Genomic DNA, 18,926 nt, shown 5'->3' with positions numbered 1-18,926 from the left:
ACAAAAATAGCCTATTCAAAGGCCTATCAAAGCGATGTTGAAATTTGATTTCGCCAGTCATTCAATGACAACTAACCTCCCCCAGCACCAATAACTTTTATTGTTGAACTGGTTGAACTCTGTAATTTGACCCCTGCCCCACTGGTTATTATTTTTTCGACTACATTAAGCTCACCTGTCTGAACATTCAACCTTGTCATTACAGAGCTACTTGTACCAATCAGCTCCAATCTTTTAGCCACTACTGTCCCAGTTGAATTAAAGGACACATCAAACCCCTTTATATAAACCACAGTTTCTTCACAGGGTATTGCCGAAACAGGCTGCCCTCCTTCTGTGTCAGACCATGTGCTTGGGTCATTCCAAGCCCCTGAAGAAATGGCCCAAAGTTCATTTTTACAGTACAAACCAGGTTTAACCTCTATACCAAAACTCGAAGCAGTCCTACCGTCTATATTCAGATAGTACTCTTGGAGGGGGTCGAGCCCTTCAAAGATCATTTCCAAGTACCCATCATATGGCCCCGTCTTGCTCTGAAGGACATTGCCTGCACTATCATATAAGGCCGCCATTTTATTAACAGTCCCCTTCAAAACAAAGTTGACCAGCGGAACCGTGGGCCTGAACTTGAACCAAACATTATGATTGACCCCATAGTACCAGTTTGGCGGGGTAGCGCCATCGGCTGTCGCACCAACCAGTGAATAGGCATTATTCGCTGTCTCAAAGTTGCCTTGAGCATCTAACACCAACTCCTCTGCATGGCTCTTGTAATCAAATCCTATTTCAGAACTCATTTTGATGCCAAAACCAGAAGCGGTTCTGCCATCTATATTTAGATAATACTCTTGAAGCGTGTCCAGTTCCTCGAAGATCATACCTAGATAACCATCATATGGCCCCATCTTGCTCTGAAGGACATTGCCTGCACTATCATATAAGGCCGCCATTTTATTAACAGTCCCCTTCAAAACAAAATTGACCAATGGCACCGTGGGCCTGAACTTGAACCAAACATTATGATTGACCCCATAGTACCAGTTTGGCGGGGTAGCACCATCGGCTGTCGCACCAACCAGTGAATAGGCATTATTCGCTGTCTCAAAGTTGCCTTGAGCATCTAACACCAACTCCTCTGCATTAATTCTATCGTCATTAGCGGGTACTTGGGAGAACAAGCTAAACGAAGAAAGAAATAAAAAAATAGAAGCAATGCTTAAAAAACAAATCCTCATTTAGCACTTATTAATGACTTAACATGTCCACACACATAAACTGACTCTAAATATACAGTTGAACAGTCAATAAAAGAGCAATGAACACATTATTTTGATATTGTATCTTCTTTTCCATATAGCTATTTGTCTGTTTATATTTAAAAAAGGCCTATCAAAGCGATGTTGAAATTTGATTTGGCCAGTCATTCAATGACAACTAACCTCCACCTGCACCAATAACTTTTATTGTCGAATTGGTGGAACTCTGTAATTTAGCTCCCGCTCCACTGGTTACTATTTTTTCGACTACATTAAGCTCACCTGTCTGAACATTCAACCTTGTCATTACCGAGCTACTTGTACCAATCAACTCCAACCTTTTAGCTACTACTGTTTCGGTTGTATTAAAAGACACATCAAACCCCTTTATATAAACCACAGTTTCTTCACAGGGTATTGCCGAAACCGGCTGTCCTCCTTCTGTGTCTGACCAAGTGTTGGGGTCATCCCAAGCGCCTGAAGAAATGGCCCAGAGTTCATTCGTGCAATTGACCTGTTTTTGAAAGCTGACAGAAATACCGAAAGAACCACCAAACCAACCAGAGTAGAGATAACTATCAACAGTCAAGTAATAAAACTGGTTACCTTTTAGAGACTGAACATTAAAGTTTCTAGAATCGAAATTTCCTATATAACCATCACTTGCAATCAAGCTATCTTGACTATCGTACAAAGCATACATTATACGTTTAATGCTCCCTCGGTTAATCTCAAAGTCCATACTACCGTCTTCTGGAATCCATACTTTAAACCATATGTTCTTGTTCGGACCTTCTTGCCAATTTGAAGGCCTATCCCCATCGGCTGTCGCGCTAGAGTTGTTATAAGGGGCTCCGCTACTGTAAAAGTCTCCGTTTGCATCTAAGGTAAGTTCTAAAGCACCCTCCTTGTAATCGTTGTCTATTGAACCCTGAATATATAGATCAAATGTACCGCCTTGATAACTTGAATAAACATAACTGTCAACCGATAGGTAATAATATTGGGTAGAATCAAGCCCTTCTACTACAAGACCATTGTTGTTCCATAGATTGGACTCATTGCCTTTGCTACCCACCTCGTTCATATTGCTGTCATAAAGCGCCAACATTGCACCATATACTCCTCCCCTTTTAACAGTAATATTCGCAATACCACTAGTCCCAGGCTTGAACTTAAACCATATGTTCTTACTCGGGCCACCCTGCCAATTTGAAGGCCTATCCCCATCGGCTGTCGCATTATAGTTGTTATAAGGGGCTCCGCTACTATAAAAGTCTCCGTTAGCATCTAAGGTAAGTTCTAAAGCACCCTCCTTGTAATCGTTGTCTATTGAACCCTGAATATATAGATCAAATGTGCCGCCTTGATAACTTGAGTAGACATAACTGTCGACCGATAGGTAATAATACTGGGCAGAATCAAGCTCTTTCAAAACCAAACCGTTGTTCGTCCAATAGTTAGGGTCGCTGCCTTTACTGCCCACCTCGTTCATACTACTGTCATAAAGTGCCAACATTGCACCTTGCAAACCTCCTCTCCTTACAATAATGTTAGCGATGCCGCTGGGGCCTGGCTTGAACTTAAACCATATGTTCTTGCTGGGGCCGCTCTGCCAATTTGAAGGTCTATCTCCATCGGCTGTCGCACTATAGTTGTTATATGGCGCTCCACTACTGTAAAAGTCTCCGTTAGCATCTAAGGTAAGCTCTAAAGCACCCTCCTTGTAATCGTTGTCTATTGAACCCCGAATATATAGATCAAATGTACCGCCTTGATAACTTGAATAAACATAACTGTCGACCGCTAGGTAATAATACTGAGCAGAATCAAGCTCTTTCAAAACCAAACCGTTGTTCGTCCAATAGTTAGGGTCGCTGCCTTTACTGCCTACCTCGTTCATATTACTGTCATAAAGTGCCAACATGGAGCCTTTAATATTACCTCTCCTTACAGTAATGTTCGCGATGCCGCTGGGGCCTGGCTTGAACTTAAACCATATGTTCTTGCTGGGGCCGCTCTGCCAATTTGAAGGTCTATCTCCATCGGCTGTCGCACTATAGTTACTATAAGGGGCTCCACTACTGTAAAAGTCTCCGTTAGCATCTAAGGTAAGCTCTAAAGCACCCTCCTTGTAATCATTGTCTATTGAACCCCGAATAAATAAATCAAATGTACCGCCTTGATAACTGTCTATAGTTAGGTAATAATACTGCGCAGTATCAAGTCCTTCTACTACAAGACCGTTATTGGTCCATAAGTTAGGTTCTTTACCTTTGCTACCCACCTCGTTCATACTGCTGTCATAAAGGGCCAACATAGCACCTTTAATAGTACCTCTTCTCACAGTAATATTTCCAATACCGCTAGGGCCTGGCTTAAACTTAAACCATATGTTCTTATTCGGTCCTACTTGCCAGTTAGTAGGCCTTACACCATCTACCGTAGCATTGTAGTTACTATAAGGTGCTCCGCTGCTGAGAAAACCACCTATAGTGTCTAAAGTAAGCTCAAGCGCATTTACTTTATCATCATTAGCAGGTACCTGAGAAAATAAATTGAATGAATAAAAAAATAAAAAAATAAAAGTAACACTAAAAAAATAACCCCTCATTAGAATTTATCAATGGTTCAACATGACTACAGATATCAACTGATGCTTAAATATACATTTCAATAATTAATTAAAGAGCATAAAACATATCATTTTGTTATTAATTTTTTCTTTTCTCTGAACTCCATGTTTATCTATCTTTATAAAAAATAGCCTATCAAAGCGATGTTGAAATTTGTAAGAAGAATAGGGTTGATTTTCCTCGCCATTTTGTTTTGCGCGGGGCTTTTTGCGGAATGGAATCCTTTCCAAGATCCCGCCAAAAAAAGGATTTTCGTGATGGAAATCCGTAATGATATTGACCCACGGATGAACCGTTATGTGGATTTGGCACTCGACCAAGCCACTGAAGAAAATGCCGATATCGTGATTATCGATATGGACACCTATGGCGGTGCGGTAAACGATGCTAACGATATTCGTACCCGAATTTTAGAGTACGAAAAGCCGGTTTGGGTATTTATCAATAACGATGCAGCCTCGGCTGGTGCACTGATTTCAATTGCCTGCGACAGTATTTACATGGTGCCGGGCGCTAACATTGGTGCAGCTACGGTGGTCAATGGGGAAGATGGAAGTCAAGCGCCAGACAAATATCAGTCTTACATGCGATCGATTATGCGCTCTACAGCCGAGCAAACGAATCGTGACCCTAATATTGCAGAAGGCATGGTGGACGACCGAATCGAAATTGAAGGCGTTACCGAAGCAGGAAAAACCATTACGTTTACTACTTCCGAAGCCATTAAAAATGGTTTTTGCGAAATGCAGGTCACCAGCATTGAAGACATACTTGCCAAAAACAACATTGATAATTATGAGCTTATCAATTACGAATTGGCTGCTTCGGAAAAGATTATTGCCTTTTTCCTCAACCCTTTTGTGAGTGGCATATTGATTTTGGTGATTGTAGGCGGACTGTATTTTGAGCTTCAAACACCGGGGGTGGGCTTTCCATTGGCAGCAGCGGGCATCGCTTTAGTCTTCTACCTTACCCCTTACTACCTCAATGGACTTGCCGCCAATTGGGAAATTGCAGTGTTGTTTATCGGGATTGTCCTCATCGCACTTGAAGTCTTTGTGATTCCCGGTTTTGGTGTGGCGGGTATCGCTGGTATCTCCTGTGTAGTCATGGCGCTCATTTTCGTGATGATTGATAACGACTTCTTTAATTTTGACTATGTGCCTTCTGGTGAACTAGGCACCGCAGCAGTGGTGGTTTTTGCTGGAATGCTGGGCGCCATGGTGCTTATATTCAGTCTCGGCTACCGATTTACCGAATCCAAAATGTTTAGCAAAGTGGCCTTGATGGGTGAGCAGCGCAAATCAGATGGCTACACTTCTTCCTTCTACACTGCGGATTTAATGGGAAAAGAAGGAATTGTTTTCTCCACCTTAAGACCCAGCGGTAGGGTAGAAATCAATGGTGAAATATATGATGCCTACACTCGTGGAGAATATGTTGAAAAGGGCGAAAAAATAACGGTAATTAGCCAAGAAGGAACCTCCTTAAAAGTTAGATCGAAAAAAGTATGAGCGACAATCACGCTGAATTTAGTCCCGAAAGTTTAATGATGAGCTTCGGACATGAACCTTCATTGGTTAGAAATTCAATCAAAAACCCAATATTTCAAACCTCAACTTTTGAGTTTGCTACTGCCGAAGAAGGAAAAGCCTATTTCGAAAAAGTGTATGGCGGAGCCGGTGCAGACGAATCGAGCAAAAGTTTGATCTACACCCGACTGAATCACCCTAATTTAGTCACCGCTGAGAAGCGACTTTCTTTATTGGATGAAGCAGAAGAATCGGCATTTTTTGAAAGTGGAATGGCCGCTATTACTACCTCGCTTTTAGAAATTTGTAAAGCTGGTGATTTGGTGCTGATGTCCTTCCCTATTTATGGTGGCACCGATGCTTTTATCAAAAACTTCCTTCCAAAATTCGATATCCAGTCGTTGGCTTTTGACCCAGGTATGACGGAAGAAGAAATCGTAAGCTTAATTGAGGCGCACCCAAGAAAAAATCGACTGGCTTGTATTTATGTAGAAACACCAGCCAACCCCACCAATACCTTAATTGACATTGAAATGACAGTGCGCATTGCGGCTCGTTTTTCAAATCAAGACAAGAAAACCATTGTAGCTGTAGACAACACCTATATGGGACCGCTTTGGCAAAAACCCATCAATCATGGAGCCGATCTAATCATGTACTCGGCTACAAAATATATTGGTGGCCATAGCGACTTGATTGCTGGCGCCATTTCTGGAAGCAGTGCCTTGGTTTCACGTATTAAGAAAGTACGCAGCGGCTTGGGCTGTATGGCTTCTCCCTGGACCTCTTGGCTGATCAGCCGAAGCTTGGAAACCATTTCCTTACGTATGGAAAAACAAGCTTCGAACGCAGCAAAGTTGGCGGATTTCTTACGCGATCACCCGAAGGTGGCCAAGGTATATTATGTTGGGAACATTGCCGAAGGACACAAACAGTATGAGCTGGCCAAAAGACAAATGACTTCTGGCGGTGCGATGTTGGCCTTCGATGTAGTCGGTGGTGAAGCCGAAGCTTTCCGTTTTTTAAATGCGGTAAAATTGGCCAAGCTGGCCGTGAGTTTGGGCAGCACAGAAACACTAACCTCTCATCCTTTTACCATGAGCAGTTCTAATATGACTTTAGCCGATCGTGAAGCCGTGGGCATTACGCCAAGCATGGTTAGAATTTCGACAGGGATAGAAAACCCAGACGACCTTTTAAAAGATTTCGCACAAGCTTTTGAAAAAGTATAATGACAGAAAAAGGTCAAACGCTGTACGAACGCATTGGCGAAGAAAACATTCTGAAACTGGTGGATGATTTCTATGCTGAATTGGAGCAGGACGAGCTGATCAGAAAGATGTATCCTGAAGATCTGCTACCTGCTAAAAATCGACTCAAGTTGTTCTTTATTCAAGCGCTGGGTGGCAGACAAACCTATACTGATGAGCGTGGACATCCGATACTGAGGCGGAGACATTTTCAGTGGAAAATTGGAACCCAAGAAGCAACGCACTGGCTCAAGCACATGCATGCGGCACTAGAAAAAGCCACCTTCCCCGAACCCGAAAAAGATGCCTTCTGGGAATATGTGTATGGCGCAGCTCAGCATATGATTAATAGGTGAAAATCTTAAGCTCTATTTAAACCTAAATCCAAACCTTACAACCCAACGAGAGTTAGCACTTTCTGCACTATGTAAAAAATCATACTGAACAGTCATATACCCTTTAATTTTTTTAAAGAAGGGCTGCTCCTGTTTGAACCCAATAAGACCGGACTGAACCCAATCTTTTATTTCACTATCTGCCTGCGGGTTATTGAGAACAAGATAGTCAAGCTCATAATTACCCTGAAGTCTTATGTTTCTCCAAATAACATGATTATAAAATCCACGAACATTAAAGTTATCCGATGAGACTCCAGCTAGTATCTTTTTCTGAAGTCTTAATCGATAAGCCGACCCAGCACCTAGCTCAGACTTAGGGGATATTTGATATGCCAACTCTCCGCCTACATCTAAAGATATAGGCTCCACACGATTGACTTGTAGATTTCCACCAAAAGACAATCTTTCTATAAACGACTTACCCTTTAATGGATTATTTCGTTTCTGATCTGGGTTATTTAAGTCTTGAACCTTTGTATATTTCTCCTTAGCCTCGGCAATTTTTTCACGCCCCTCCGTTAGCCTCTTCACTAAAGCATCTTGCCCATCTTCCTCTAACATTTTAGAAAACCTCTCTTCCATCTGCTTTTGGACAAAGGACTTACTCTGATATCCCTCCAATTCATTCTGCATTCTTGAGGTTTCAGACGAAGGGTCAAGAGAATTATTTCTAAACTGACTGAGACCGTTTACATCCTCTAACTTCATGATCTGACTTTCGAGCGTTTTATCCCAATCGGTTAATTCAGCTTTATATCTGTCAATTGAAGACTGAAAAGACTGAATTTGATCTCTCAATAAGGCAAAATCTGAAGAAATGGGCTCTATATATTCATTTATTGTCTCTTGGTTTATTTTCAATTTATTTAAATCCGGAAATAAATCTTCTGCTTCTTTCAAATCATATTCAGCTCCAGAAAGTTTAATAAAAGAATCTTGAAGCTGGTTGGTCAATTTAGGATCACTTTTGGATAACTGCATTCCAACTTTTAGCTCCTTTTTCAAACGAGCTATTTCATCGCGAAGCCCTTGTGGAATAGTTATGGAATCAACATCGAAAATTTCAGATTGAAAACCTTCTAACTTTTTGTCAACACCTCTCTTAATGGAGTCAATTTCAAGAACAACATCCTTATCTGCATCCTGAAGTACATCCACCTGAAATGTAAGATTCTCTTGTTTTAATTTTAATAAAACCTTGAGTTTAGAAGTGTGCTTATCAAGGCTCTTGCTAAGCTTATCAAGATTCTTATTCAACTTTCTAATTTCTCTTTTAGAAAGCTCTGGTCTATTAGTATTCTGAGATAACACTGGTATTGTGTAAAATAAGCATAGCCAAACACAAAAAAACAAACGGCCCATTTTCAGCATATGTTTAAATGGCATTAATAGAATCAGCAAAATTATACAAAGGGTATGTTTGAATCATAAGCCTGCACCGTCAAATAAAGTAAAAAATAATCATACTGTGAAATAACCATAAATTTCTTTCAAAAATCAATACCACTACTTTACTATCTAACAAGATTATAGCTATTTTTGATAAAATATAGCTTAAATACAAAAAACATTAATTATACACACATATTGATAATATAAAAGTAATGGTACGTTCATTGATTTTTAAAAGAAGTGGTCTAATTATTCTGATTTTACTCTATTTATTTCCTAATATAGCTTTATCCTTTCAAAACCACCCCAATGATTCTTTAAGTACTGCATACGAGATTACCCTTGACGGTACGGGGCATTATTTCTCGGACATAAATGGATTTACTGTTTCGGGTGCTTCTGGTGACGGAATAAAATATAGCAACTGGCTCTATACCCCAGAAAAAAACATATGGTTCAAGTTCGTTGCCCCTACCTCCGATACTTTGAGTATTTCAATCGAATTATCAAGCTCAGGTCAATATGGTGATTTGATACAGGCTGTGGTGACCGACAGTCTTGGGGGAGAGATGGGCAGTAAGCACTGGGTAAACGCAGCTAACACAACTACTCCCAAAGAACTATTCATTGATAATTTGCAAGCAGGTGTTACATACTATTTAAATGTTGACATCCCTACCTACACTAACATTTTCACTTTGAGGTTTCAGAACTATATAGACTCTGCATGTATTGATACATATACAGAGTATGTTGGAATTGACGGTCAGTTGAATGTTGAAATAGACTCCCTCATAGATAGTAGTTGTTCTTCTTGGCCTTGTCCCACTGGCAATTGCACAACAACCGTCTTTTTTCCAGCGCTAGGCTCTTCCGAGTTTGATATTGGTAAAAATTATGTAACCATACAGGGAATAGACGACAATGACTCAATATATTACGGTACTGCCATAGTAAATTTGGTAGACACAATCCCCCCAACATTGGTTACTAAAAATATAGTAAGATATAATTCAGGCACACACTCGAACTATGTTTCTCCTGATGATCTAATAAAATATTATTCACCAGGAGGTACTTCTGTTCCAGCACCAAACCCAGTACCTGGAGATGGTATTGAGGTTTTTGAATATAGGAGCGCTTACACTAAAGATAATGTTAAATTAGGTGGAGCCTCTATAAGTAAATCCAGTTTTAACTGTACTGATGTCGGCACGAACGAAGTTACGGTAACCATCTGGGATACAAGCGGAAATGAAACCACAGGTATTGCATTGGTATATGTTATAGACGACACCGAACCTGTTGCAAAAGCTAAGAATATCACTGTGTATTTAGACAAAGATGGCATTGCACAAGTAAATCCTATGTGGGTGGATAACGGATCGACTGCGGGCTGTTCTGGTAGTGACTTTGTGAGCTCACTAAATAAAAGTGTTTTTGATAAAAATGATCTTGGACAGAACAGTATCACGTATATCATCGAGGACAGTAATTCAAAAATGGATACTGATATTATTAACATCAATGTTGTGGACTCCATCTCTCCTGTTGTATTTCCTCTTTCAAAACAAATTGTTTTGGATGAGTCCGGAAATTATACACTCACTTATGACGAGCTAATGAACCCTTGCGAAAATGTGACTATTCCAGACCCTGGTGATTGGGGAGGGGGTTGGGGTTGGGAACCTGATGGATCTACACCTTTCTTTAGTCCTCCAGCTTATTCCTTTGATGGCGTGGGCTGCACCTATGACAATGTTGAGATAACAGACACAAGTATGTCCAAGACAGATTTTACGACAAGTGATCTTGGGATGAATCAAGTTATTATTACCGTAATTGACCAATCTGGAAATACTACCGAGGCCATTGCTAATATAAATGTGGTTTCTGCGGCCTCTTGTGTCACAGAGCTTTGGGCCATAGCTTCAGGCAACTGGAATGACCCAAGCATTTGGTCTGCTACCGAAGGTGGAGCACCGCTTTCTGTAATTCCTTGTAATATTACCAATGTGTACATCAAGGATCATAATGTTGAAATCAATTCTCATATTGGAGCGAATAAGGTTTTTATTATCAATTCTGACCCAGAGTTAAGCTCTGGATTAAAAGTTATTAGCGGAGGTTTGGACGTAGTTGAAAAAATCGACATCCAAGGCATTGGTGCGCTACTGGAAGGCAAACCCGGGGCTAGAGTAAGGGTACTTGCCACTCAAGGTTATTAATTTTCTTTTCCAAAAACAGTTATTAAAAACATGATCAACAAAAAAGCACTTTCACTTTTAGTAATCATACTTTTATTTCAGGGCTGTACAAGCACAAAGGTTAAAAGATCAACAGTTAGAGACTATGATGGAGATTTCAACAATATCCGTTTTAGCATTCATACAGAGCGTGATTTTCAGCACTTCGTAGGCAGCGTAGTAAATGAATTACGCATAGCCCTTGCTGCAAGAGGAATAGCTTCAGACTATGAGTTCAAAGAACAAACTCCAAATGACGGAAGAACAAGCAAGCGGATGAAGGAGCAAGACAGCCTCTCCATTAAACCAGAACTGCTTTTTGTGATTACTCAAGCAGGGCAATCTAATTATAGTGGATACACCCCCTCCTTTTATACTCCAAATGGATGGACGGGGGGCAACTACATACATAAGGTAAGCTTAGAGCTTGATATACTTATTAAAGAAATCAAAAAACCAACTACCATATGGATAGGGGGACTAGAAGCAAAATCTAATGCCGGTGCGTTTGGGGATTTGAAAGATGGTATGGGGCATAAACAAACAGCCCGAAAGATTATTAAAAGATTAGAAGAAGACGGACTTATACCTCTGCTTAAAAAGTAAGCATCTACCTTGTTTCTTTTTACTATGACTTCTCTGCCTTTGTGTGCTATCACCCAACTTGCTTTTGTGGGTATTGTCACCCACAAACCACCTAGGGAGTTCGGTCTTTAGTACCGACCAGGACGCTATATGTTGGTAAGAAAAGGCTGTTATTAAGCCTCATCTGCTTGTTGGAGACAACTCCAACAAGGGCGGAATGCGGGTACATTTGGGGATTTGAAAGATGGAATGGGGCATAAACAAACAGTCCGAAAAATTATTAAAAGATTAGAAGAAGACGGACTGATACCTCCACTTAAAAAGTAAGGTAATGTGGCCAAAAATAGTTGGTGACTTTGCGTTGAAATTTGCATTATATTGACATCGTAAGCCTAAAGAGGAAGCGAGCTCTGCTGAGGAGCAACTTGCCAGCAATAGGGTTTACCAAGTAGAATAGCCTCCCTATTTTGGGAGGTTTTTTTATTCATCTTGTCATATGGCTAAAGAAAACCTGAGCGCTGATTTTTGAAGTACAAATACCATTGGATGAACTGCCTTTTGTGTTGATAGGAAAGCCCTCTATGCACATTGAGGTGTCCTTTTAGATGACCAAAGAATGACTCCAACCCATTTGTTGATTTAGGTATTCTTGGGTTGTACAAATAGTGGAACATATCAGGCAAAGCATTCCTGATCACCATGAATGATCGTCTTACCATTTTGTGAGTAAACCAGTATCTGCCAGTATCAGGATTGATGGTCTTTTGATTCACAAAGTCTTTATATACCTCATACCATTGAACTAGCTCAACAAGCCAATAGTCTCTTTCTTGAGGCGATGTGATCAGATGAATTTTAGACACTATAAGCCTCAATTTTTTACCAGCATCGCTCTTTGGTTTATTGGATAACCATATCCGACACATGCGCTGTATATGAACCACGCACCTTTGGGTAGGTACTTTAGGACAAACCAGTTTGATTGCCTTGAGTAAAGCTTTATGGCCATCACTGGTGATACTTTCAACCTGTACACCCAACTTTAATAAGTTAGAAAGATCTTCGGCTAACTCTTCAAACCACTCACCATCAGTCAACCGATAAAGCTGGGTGTACTTAATTGTATTGTCCCGATAAAGTATCAAGCAAAGACCATCTTTAAAGTAAGTGCCATCTATCAATAGGTTTACTTGTCGGGAAGGATAAACACTCAAAACAGGTGGTTTGGATAGATATTCATAGAAATAACGCCTTAATGTGCGAGCCGAATAACCGCTAGACAACGATAGTTCCTCGATTGTCCTACGCTCTAAAACCCATTTTTCAAACCAAACAAACCTGTTGGAATTGCTAACCGCCTTATTACTTGAAGTAAAAAGAATGCCACAGTTATTGCATTTATAACGTTGTTTGCCTGCCTGGTAACCCCATTTTATACTGGCCAGAAAACCACAGGCCCAGCAACGCTTTTTTTGAACTATTCATAGATACAAAAATGGCTTATTGAAACGCGTTTCAATAAGCCATTTTAAAACAACATGCAACTATCTGTTATTCATTATTCAATACAATACAGTCGATCAGTCACTGAATTACCAACTATTTTTGGCCATTATATCAAAAGTAAGCATATACCTTGTTTCTTTTTGCCTTGGTGGGTGTTGTCAACCCCAAATTTGTCTATAAATCTCAAGCACCAAAATATTCCATATAGTGCTTTAAGAAAGTAAAATGACTTTTCCCATCCTCATAAAATGAGGCTGATGAATATTTATAACTCACAAAGTCTTCGGCAAGCTGCCACTTACCTGCTACTAGGTTAGCGTGAATATAATCCAGCTTTTGCTCTATTACTTTACGACTGAACAAATCAACGGACAATGCATTACGCTGCCAAATCTGATACTTTCTATCCTTCAGGTTTACTTCAAACTTGGTTAAGGATTCAGGAAAGTTGTCTCGTAGATAAAACCTGATTTGCTGACTGGTGAATTTTAAAAAATCTCTTTGGACATTCGAAAGCAAATGTCCATCTCCTATTTTCCAGATCATATGAATATGATTGGGCATTATTACGAACCCATAAATATCGCAGCGTTTGTCTTCTACCAAAAAAGCCATTGAGTTCACTATTATTTGCTTTAACTCATCATTTTTTAGGATTGGAATCCATTTAAGGATTGTTGCCGTGAAAAACTGAACATGATGATTTTCCATAATTCAATTTAATGAAAATCAGGAACCATCTAAGCTGCTTGCCTTTGTGGATATTGTCACCCACAAACCACCTAGGACAGTGAACGTTTAGCACTAGCCAGAACACTATTTGTTGGTAAGAAAAGGATGTTCTAGGCTTCATCTGCTTGTTGGAGACAACTCCAACAAGGGCGAAACCTAGCCCAAATACTGCATCTCCAGAAACGGAATAAGTCCTCCCTAAAACATCTCCTCTCTTCAAAGCACGAGGATTTCCTATAAAATTCAAATGGCCTACTTGCCTTTGCGGGTGTTAGCACCCGCAAACCACCTAGGACATTGCACTTTTAGCACTGGCCAGGACACTATTTGTTGGTAAGAAAAGGATGTTCTAAGCTTCATCTGCTTGTTGGAGACAACTCCAACAAGGGCAAAAGGGAAGAACACCTACATAGGCGGAAAATTCTCGGTCAGCCTCAAGAACACCAACAAGGGCGAAAACTCCAACAAGGGCGGGATATTTGGCATTGACTCTTGAGCATCCCTATTCCGAAGCTTCGGAATAGATGGGGCTTCTGCCTTTGCGGGTGTTATCACCCACAAACCACCTAGGACAGTGAACGTTTAGCACTAGCCAGAACACTATTTGTTGGTAAGAAAAGCTGTTTTTAGCCTCATCTGCTTGTTGGAGATAACTCCAACAAGGGCGGGAATTTATTCGATTTTTAAAAAAGTATAGCGATACTTCTCGCCTTCCTTTATCAGTGTCAACGTATCTGAATAAGCAGGTTTGTAAATGGAATCGCCCAATTCAGCTAAATAGCTGAAAATCTTATATTTGTTAATATTAGAAGTATAGGGGTTAAAATTGAAACGCTTATCATCAACACAAAAATACGTTCCAGCGGAACTTCCACTCGGGCCACATGAAATAGTACCTACAATAGCTGTCTTATAAAAATAACCAAATTCTCTTTTCCCTTTCTTCTTCACATAAGTAGATTGGAATACTGCCCCTATAACCAAAACAGCTATAAAAATACCAAAAGCCATCTTGCCAAATTTACTCCATCCAACCAAAAATTTATCGTCCATGGTGAAAATCGTGAATGATGAATGTGTTACTTACTCCTCCTGCTGCATTAAAAGGCAAGGGACCCAACGGAAGCCCACCACCAATAATTAATTGTCTACCAACTAAACCATAACCTGTTTTGGTAGGAGTGTATGAACCTTCAATCCCAAGTTTACCACCAGCAGTCAACCCAGCAGACCCCCAATAAGTGACCTGCCCATCAGCTATACTTGTTTGCATCATATTTCTTCTAATATCCTGAACGCTACCTAGATAATTGGTGCCTCCAACATTTAATGTAGCATCCACAGAAAAACCAATACCTACAGCCTGTGTAACGGTGACTGCAGGATAAAGTGATGCTTCAGGGCCTCTGGTTACCCACTGTAGATCAAAATTGGTATACCCACCAAGGCCCAGAATTCCGTTGAATCCCACACCAGCATTTACAAAGTCAGGAAAGTAGTAACGGGCTAATGGAGTATTCCATACATACTCACCAAAGCTCTTATTTCCATTTCCGTAATCAAAGGTTCTTCGTGTTCCTACCCCTCCATCAACATTAAAATTCTCTCCGATATACCACTCTCCAGCACGATCCCCTCCTTCGGCAAAATCAATCCACCCTCTAAACCCAGTAAGAGCCCAAGCAGTATAGGCTTGCCATTTCCTCTTAAACCTCCCATCGGGGTCAATGCCATTAATCGGATTGTTTCCTAACCCCAAATACCCTGACCAAAATTGCCTGCTGGGATCAACTGCAGCCCAGCGCCCAATATTTGAGTCCCACATTCTTGCTTCAAAAGCATTCCAGCCTGTTTCTTTGTCTTTTTCGGCAAATTGGCCTTGGTAGCCAAAACGGTAATCGTTGGGGCTAATATTGGAGAAAGATCGTTCGGTAATTTCAGAACCAAAAGGGTAATAGTCGGCTGTACTTCTTACTATACCCTGCTTATGGATAATTTTAAAATCATCAAAGTAGGCCTCAGAAGCTTGGGTACTTTCATTGGTAAGGTATATAAATACAAAGCCAGGCTCGTCAATTACAGCATCCGTAACATTAAGCGTTAAGGGGCTAAGGGCATCTATAGTACCCGTGGGCACTGGGGTATAGTCGCCACTTTTATAGTTAAAATCAGCATCAAAATAAAGATAATTAACATAGGACGCCAAAGCAGGAGGGGAACTCTGAAAAGCAGCTACTGCACTTCCAGAAGGGCTGGCACTCTGGATACTAAGACCAAATGCTTCTGCCATACTCGGTGTAGTAAGTGTTCCTAAAATAGAAGCCAATACATCTTGAACAGCCCCATAGCTTATATCGTTACTGCCGCTTGTAATGGCACCTTGTACCGTAATGTCTATGGCGTCACCGGGCATTACCATCAGCATTTTTGAAGGCCCCATTAAACCATTGGCGCCCGCCCCAACACGGGCTACTTTATTATCCCCAACACTATTTGGAATTATATCACGTACATGGGTGGCAAAATCAAAATCCTTGAGCTCAGAAGGGTCCCATGCGCCATCTTCGAAGGTGGCAGGGCCATAGATAACATCTTTGGGCTTGGCCACAGTGGCGCGCACATTCCCCAAATGGTCGGTAAGCTCATATAGACTTTCTTCCTTTTCAGGGTAAAGCATACCTACTTTCCCTGATCCGTATATTGGGAGTTCTTTGAGTGTAACCTCGCTCTCAAAAGTGTCATCAGTTTTATTATCGTAAGTGGCCTGTAGGTTTCCGGAAGCATCACGGATATACCAAGTGATAAACTCAGGGGCTTCGTTCTCATCATATACCGTTTTGGTCAGTCTAAAACCTCGGTCATCATAATCAAAACTGACCTTAAGCTTGTTGCTCTCATCACGTACTTCGGTGACTTTACCAGCTACATCGTAAGTCAGGTTTTGCTCATCACTTGCTCCAGTCTTTGCTTCACTGGTCATTTGCCCTATGGCATTGTATTGATAGGTAGCATAGTTGCTAACACTGTTTAGCTTGTTTTGATTGGCGGCATAGCTGTAATCAAAATCATCTACTAGTGTACTTGCCGCACTATATCTGTCTAGATTTAAAATATTTCCATTGGAGTCGTAGTTGATCCCTGATACTTGAAGTGCGTTTCCGTTAAGGACAAATATTTGAGTAATAGCGTTAAAATAGCCAGACCTCGCTTTCTTTAATTGATATTTATCGTCATAGAGAAAAGCATATACATCAGTATTGCTTCCGGTCACAAACTTATTCATAGGGCCTTTCCATGAGATTGCCCTGATGTTGCCGTCAAAAAGTTGAGGAGGTGCGCTTCCTAAATCAATACTTTCGTTGGTAGAAAAGTTACGGGAATAGTCTCCATCAAAATACTCCAAGGTCATTCCGAAAGCATCTTTATAAGGTGTTGAAGTAGTCCCATCTCCGTTATCCCCACCTGGATCTACATCGGGATGATTGATGGACTTGAGCCAACCTTGAGCAGTATAGGTGTAGTCAATACCTTGTAAATTTTCGGTCAAATTCACCCTCTTCAATGGCCCGTGGGTATAATATTCGTATTTTACCTGAGGCTCCCAAGTTGCAGCCTGATTGAGCCTAGTTTTCACCTTCTTCAGCCGTAGGTCATCATCATAATTGTACTGATGTTCAAAGGTATTTACTAATGTGGCAGCGTTACTAATCACATCATACTCTTTGAATGCCGTTTGCAGCACATTACCGTTATAATCATAGGTATATTCATTGGCAAAGGCCTTATCAAGTACCTTAGGTTTTTGTAAAACCCATGTAACTTGACCTGCATCATCATAGCTGTACCAAGTTGTCATATGCTCATTTTCGGAATATGACACCGCCCCCATTAAAAAATCTTGTGTATAAGTACTGCTCAATGCGGTTTCGGCTTCAATATTCTGAGCAGTGATATCATAATAGGTTCTGAGCCAATCCTTGCGATTGGTATTACTTATTACATCTAAACTAAGCCCTCCGTCATATCCTTTTACTTCCAATAGGGCATTTAAGTCATTATCGTAATCTAAAATTCCAGTATATTCTCCTGATTCTATCGGTCGGCCAGCATTGTCATAGTTGGTATAAGAGAAGGTGCCATCAAGTTTTTGTTGTGCATTTTGAGAGAATCTTAGCGTGCCATCCTTACGGTATTTATAAGTAGTTGTGCCTGCATCGGTTTCGGTCATGCTCAATAACCATCCCCTAAAATTATAATTGTAAGTAGTTTTGTCAATTTCTGATATATCTACTTCATTACGCCATTGCTCCACTCCATTGGGTGAAATTGAAGCAATCAATTGTTGACGGTCATTGTAGATATTGTAAGCCCAACCTTTTAGTGTTGGGTCGGTTACTGAAGAATAAGCAGAAGCCACCACATTTCCACTTAAGTCTTTAAAGCTATGGCTTTCTTTGCCATTTGGGTCACGCACATAATCGTAAGAACCTTGCTCTCGTAAGCTTACATAGTAGGCAACGTTTTTATAATTTATTTCAAAACTAAATCCGTTTGTATCGAAGCCTGGCTCCAAAGTAAGCGAGCCAGTAGGGGCAATATGTACCACTTCATCTGCCGTAATAACATCTGATCTAGTTTGTGCATCTGAGATATGGTTATCTTGAATAGCCTTGGCCTTAATCAACTCGTCCATAGGAACAAATAGCTGGCGTAACTCCATATATTCATCGAGTTGATCGGTGAGCTGTCGAACTTCAGTAACTATTTCATGGTCTTGCCCTAAACGATGGCTCTCGCCCGGCATGGTTGAATAACGTACTTCATTAGAGCCATCATCGGCATAAGCTATTCTTGTATAAGGATATTTGGTTACCGCCATCCTTTCTGGACTAGCGTCTCCATAATACCAGCCTAATGTATTGGAGATACTCTGCCCACCTACTTCCTCTGGATTAAAAGCCTCTCCAGCTGCATTAGTTCCACTAGGTGCTGCATCGAAATGAGCATATGAATAAGGTGTTGTATTGTCAAAGAGAACAAAATTCGGATTATAACCAAAGCCAGTAGAGCCATCCGCAATTGGAGCCGCCAGTGTATTCAGCACTGCTCTTCCAAAACGATCGTAAATAGGCTGCGTGGCCAGTATTGTTCCACCAGTTCCCACGCTATTAACCCTAGATTGAGATTGCAGTAATTTACCCCGTTGGTCAAAATAGCTTACTGATTCAATTGTAATTGGCTGACCATTTCCATCAAGCTTTAAGTTGCCACTGGCATCGTATACATAAGCCGTACTCTTTGTTGAGTTTTGCTGGGCATGTGTTACAAACGCCACCAAAGCCAAAGTGAAAACAAATACCGTTCGATTGATCAAGTTGAATATACCTTTCATA

At 40.7% G+C, this 18,926-nt stretch carries 12 protein-coding genes; 5 read left to right on the top strand and 7 right to left on the bottom strand.

Annotation, left to right across the window (positions count from 1 at the left end):
• Window positions 1-71: 71 nt before the first annotated feature.
• Both MB14_RS04875 and MB14_RS04870 read right to left on the bottom strand, forming a co-directional pair.
• Complete coding sequence (locus MB14_RS04875; RefSeq protein WP_062589713.1) at window positions 72-1,235, bottom strand: hypothetical protein; 1,164 nt, start codon at window positions 1,233-1,235, stop codon at window positions 72-74.
• Window positions 1,236-1,434: 199 nt separating this feature from the next.
• Window positions 1,435-3,870: a hypothetical protein gene (locus tag MB14_RS04870; protein ID WP_062589710.1), complete on the bottom strand. Its 2,436-nt coding sequence runs from the start codon at window positions 3,868-3,870 to the stop codon at window positions 1,435-1,437.
• A gap of 165 nt (window positions 3,871-4,035) precedes the next feature.
• On the opposite strand from MB14_RS04870, the gene MB14_RS04865 reads away from it, so the two are divergent.
• From MB14_RS04865 to MB14_RS04855, 3 genes are read left to right on the top strand one after another with little or no spacing between them, the layout of a single operon-like run.
• Window positions 4,036-5,406, top strand: coding sequence for an NfeD family protein (locus tag MB14_RS04865; RefSeq protein ID WP_172796098.1), 1,371 nt, complete (start codon window positions 4,036-4,038; stop codon window positions 5,404-5,406).
• Window positions 5,403-6,656 carry an aminotransferase class I/II-fold pyridoxal phosphate-dependent enzyme gene (locus MB14_RS04860; RefSeq protein WP_062589708.1) on the top strand — a complete coding sequence of 418 codons (1,254 nt, stop codon included), beginning with the start codon at window positions 5,403-5,405 and terminating at the stop codon, window positions 6,654-6,656. Before MB14_RS04865 ends, MB14_RS04860 begins: the two co-directional genes overlap by 4 nt.
• Complete coding sequence (locus tag MB14_RS04855) at window positions 6,656-7,030, top strand: globin domain-containing protein (protein ID WP_062589706.1); 375 nt, start codon at window positions 6,656-6,658, stop codon at window positions 7,028-7,030. The genes MB14_RS04860 and MB14_RS04855 overlap by 1 nt, the downstream gene beginning before the upstream one ends.
• Window positions 7,031-7,042: 12 nt before the next feature.
• Here the strand turns inward: MB14_RS04855 and MB14_RS04850 are convergent, their stop codons facing one another.
• Window positions 7,043-8,329 carry a YhgE/Pip domain-containing protein gene (locus MB14_RS04850; protein WP_132644112.1) on the bottom strand — a complete coding sequence of 429 codons (1,287 nt, stop codon included), beginning with the start codon at window positions 8,327-8,329 and terminating at the stop codon, window positions 7,043-7,045.
• 347 nt (window positions 8,330-8,676) lie between these two features.
• On the opposite strand from MB14_RS04850, the gene MB14_RS04845 reads away from it, so the two are divergent.
• Both MB14_RS04845 and MB14_RS04840 read left to right on the top strand, forming a co-directional pair.
• Window positions 8,677-10,692, top strand: a complete 2,016-nt coding sequence (locus MB14_RS04845) for a hypothetical protein (RefSeq protein WP_062589702.1) — start codon at window positions 8,677-8,679, stop codon at window positions 10,690-10,692.
• Between the two features lie 30 nt (window positions 10,693-10,722).
• Window positions 10,723-11,316, top strand: a complete 594-nt coding sequence (locus MB14_RS04840; RefSeq protein ID WP_062589700.1) for a hypothetical protein — start codon at window positions 10,723-10,725, stop codon at window positions 11,314-11,316.
• 479 nt (window positions 11,317-11,795) lie between these two features.
• Here MB14_RS04840 and MB14_RS04835 read toward each other — a convergent pair whose 3' ends face one another.
• From MB14_RS04835 to MB14_RS04820, 4 genes are all read right to left on the bottom strand, one after another.
• The gene (locus MB14_RS04835; RefSeq protein ID WP_425466534.1) at window positions 11,796-12,731 is read right to left on the bottom strand and encodes an IS256 family transposase, variant Zn-binding type; all 936 of its coding nucleotides are present in this window, start codon (window positions 12,729-12,731) and stop codon (window positions 11,796-11,798) included.
• Between the two features lie 253 nt (window positions 12,732-12,984).
• On the bottom strand, window positions 12,985-13,512 hold the full coding sequence (locus MB14_RS04830; RefSeq protein WP_062589697.1) for a transposase: 528 nt from the start codon (window positions 13,510-13,512) through the stop codon (window positions 12,985-12,987).
• 693 nt (window positions 13,513-14,205) lie between these two features.
• Window positions 14,206-14,586 carry a hypothetical protein gene (locus tag MB14_RS04825; protein ID WP_062589695.1) on the bottom strand — a complete coding sequence of 127 codons (381 nt, stop codon included), beginning with the start codon at window positions 14,584-14,586 and terminating at the stop codon, window positions 14,206-14,208.
• Window positions 14,576-18,925 carry an RHS repeat-associated core domain-containing protein gene (locus tag MB14_RS04820; protein ID WP_062589694.1) on the bottom strand — a complete coding sequence of 1,450 codons (4,350 nt, stop codon included), beginning with the start codon at window positions 18,923-18,925 and terminating at the stop codon, window positions 14,576-14,578. Before MB14_RS04820 ends, MB14_RS04825 begins: the two co-directional genes overlap by 11 nt.
• Between the last annotated feature and the right edge of the window lies 1 nt (window position 18,926).

Source organism: Roseivirga ehrenbergii (genome assembly GCF_001593005.1).
Classification (GTDB): Bacteria; Bacteroidota; Bacteroidia; order Cytophagales; family Cyclobacteriaceae; genus Roseivirga; species Roseivirga ehrenbergii.
The sequence above is the reverse complement of the archived record's forward strand: the minus strand, read 5'-3'. Positions and strand labels throughout refer to the sequence as shown.

Coding starts and splice junctions, on each gene's coding strand:
- MB14_RS04875 (WP_062589713.1), bottom strand. CDS start 1,235: ATGAGGATTTGTTTTTTAAGCATTGCTTCTATTTTTTTATTTCTTTCT.
- MB14_RS04870 (WP_062589710.1), bottom strand. CDS start 3,870: ATGAGGGGTTATTTTTTTAGTGTTACTTTTATTTTTTTATTTTTTTAT.
- MB14_RS04865 (WP_172796098.1), top strand. CDS start 4,036: ATGTTGAAATTTGTAAGAAGAATAGGGTTGATTTTCCTCGCCATTTTG.
- MB14_RS04860 (WP_062589708.1), top strand. CDS start 5,403: ATGAGCGACAATCACGCTGAATTTAGTCCCGAAAGTTTAATGATGAGC.
- MB14_RS04855 (WP_062589706.1), top strand. CDS start 6,656: ATGACAGAAAAAGGTCAAACGCTGTACGAACGCATTGGCGAAGAAAAC.
- MB14_RS04845 (WP_062589702.1), top strand. CDS start 8,677: ATGGTACGTTCATTGATTTTTAAAAGAAGTGGTCTAATTATTCTGATT.
- MB14_RS04840 (WP_062589700.1), top strand. CDS start 10,723: ATGATCAACAAAAAAGCACTTTCACTTTTAGTAATCATACTTTTATTT.
- MB14_RS04830 (WP_062589697.1), bottom strand. CDS start 13,512: ATGGAAAATCATCATGTTCAGTTTTTCACGGCAACAATCCTTAAATGG.
- MB14_RS04825 (WP_062589695.1), bottom strand. CDS start 14,586: ATGGACGATAAATTTTTGGTTGGATGGAGTAAATTTGGCAAGATGGCT.
- MB14_RS04820 (WP_062589694.1), bottom strand. CDS start 18,925: ATGAAAGGTATATTCAACTTGATCAATCGAACGGTATTTGTTTTCACT.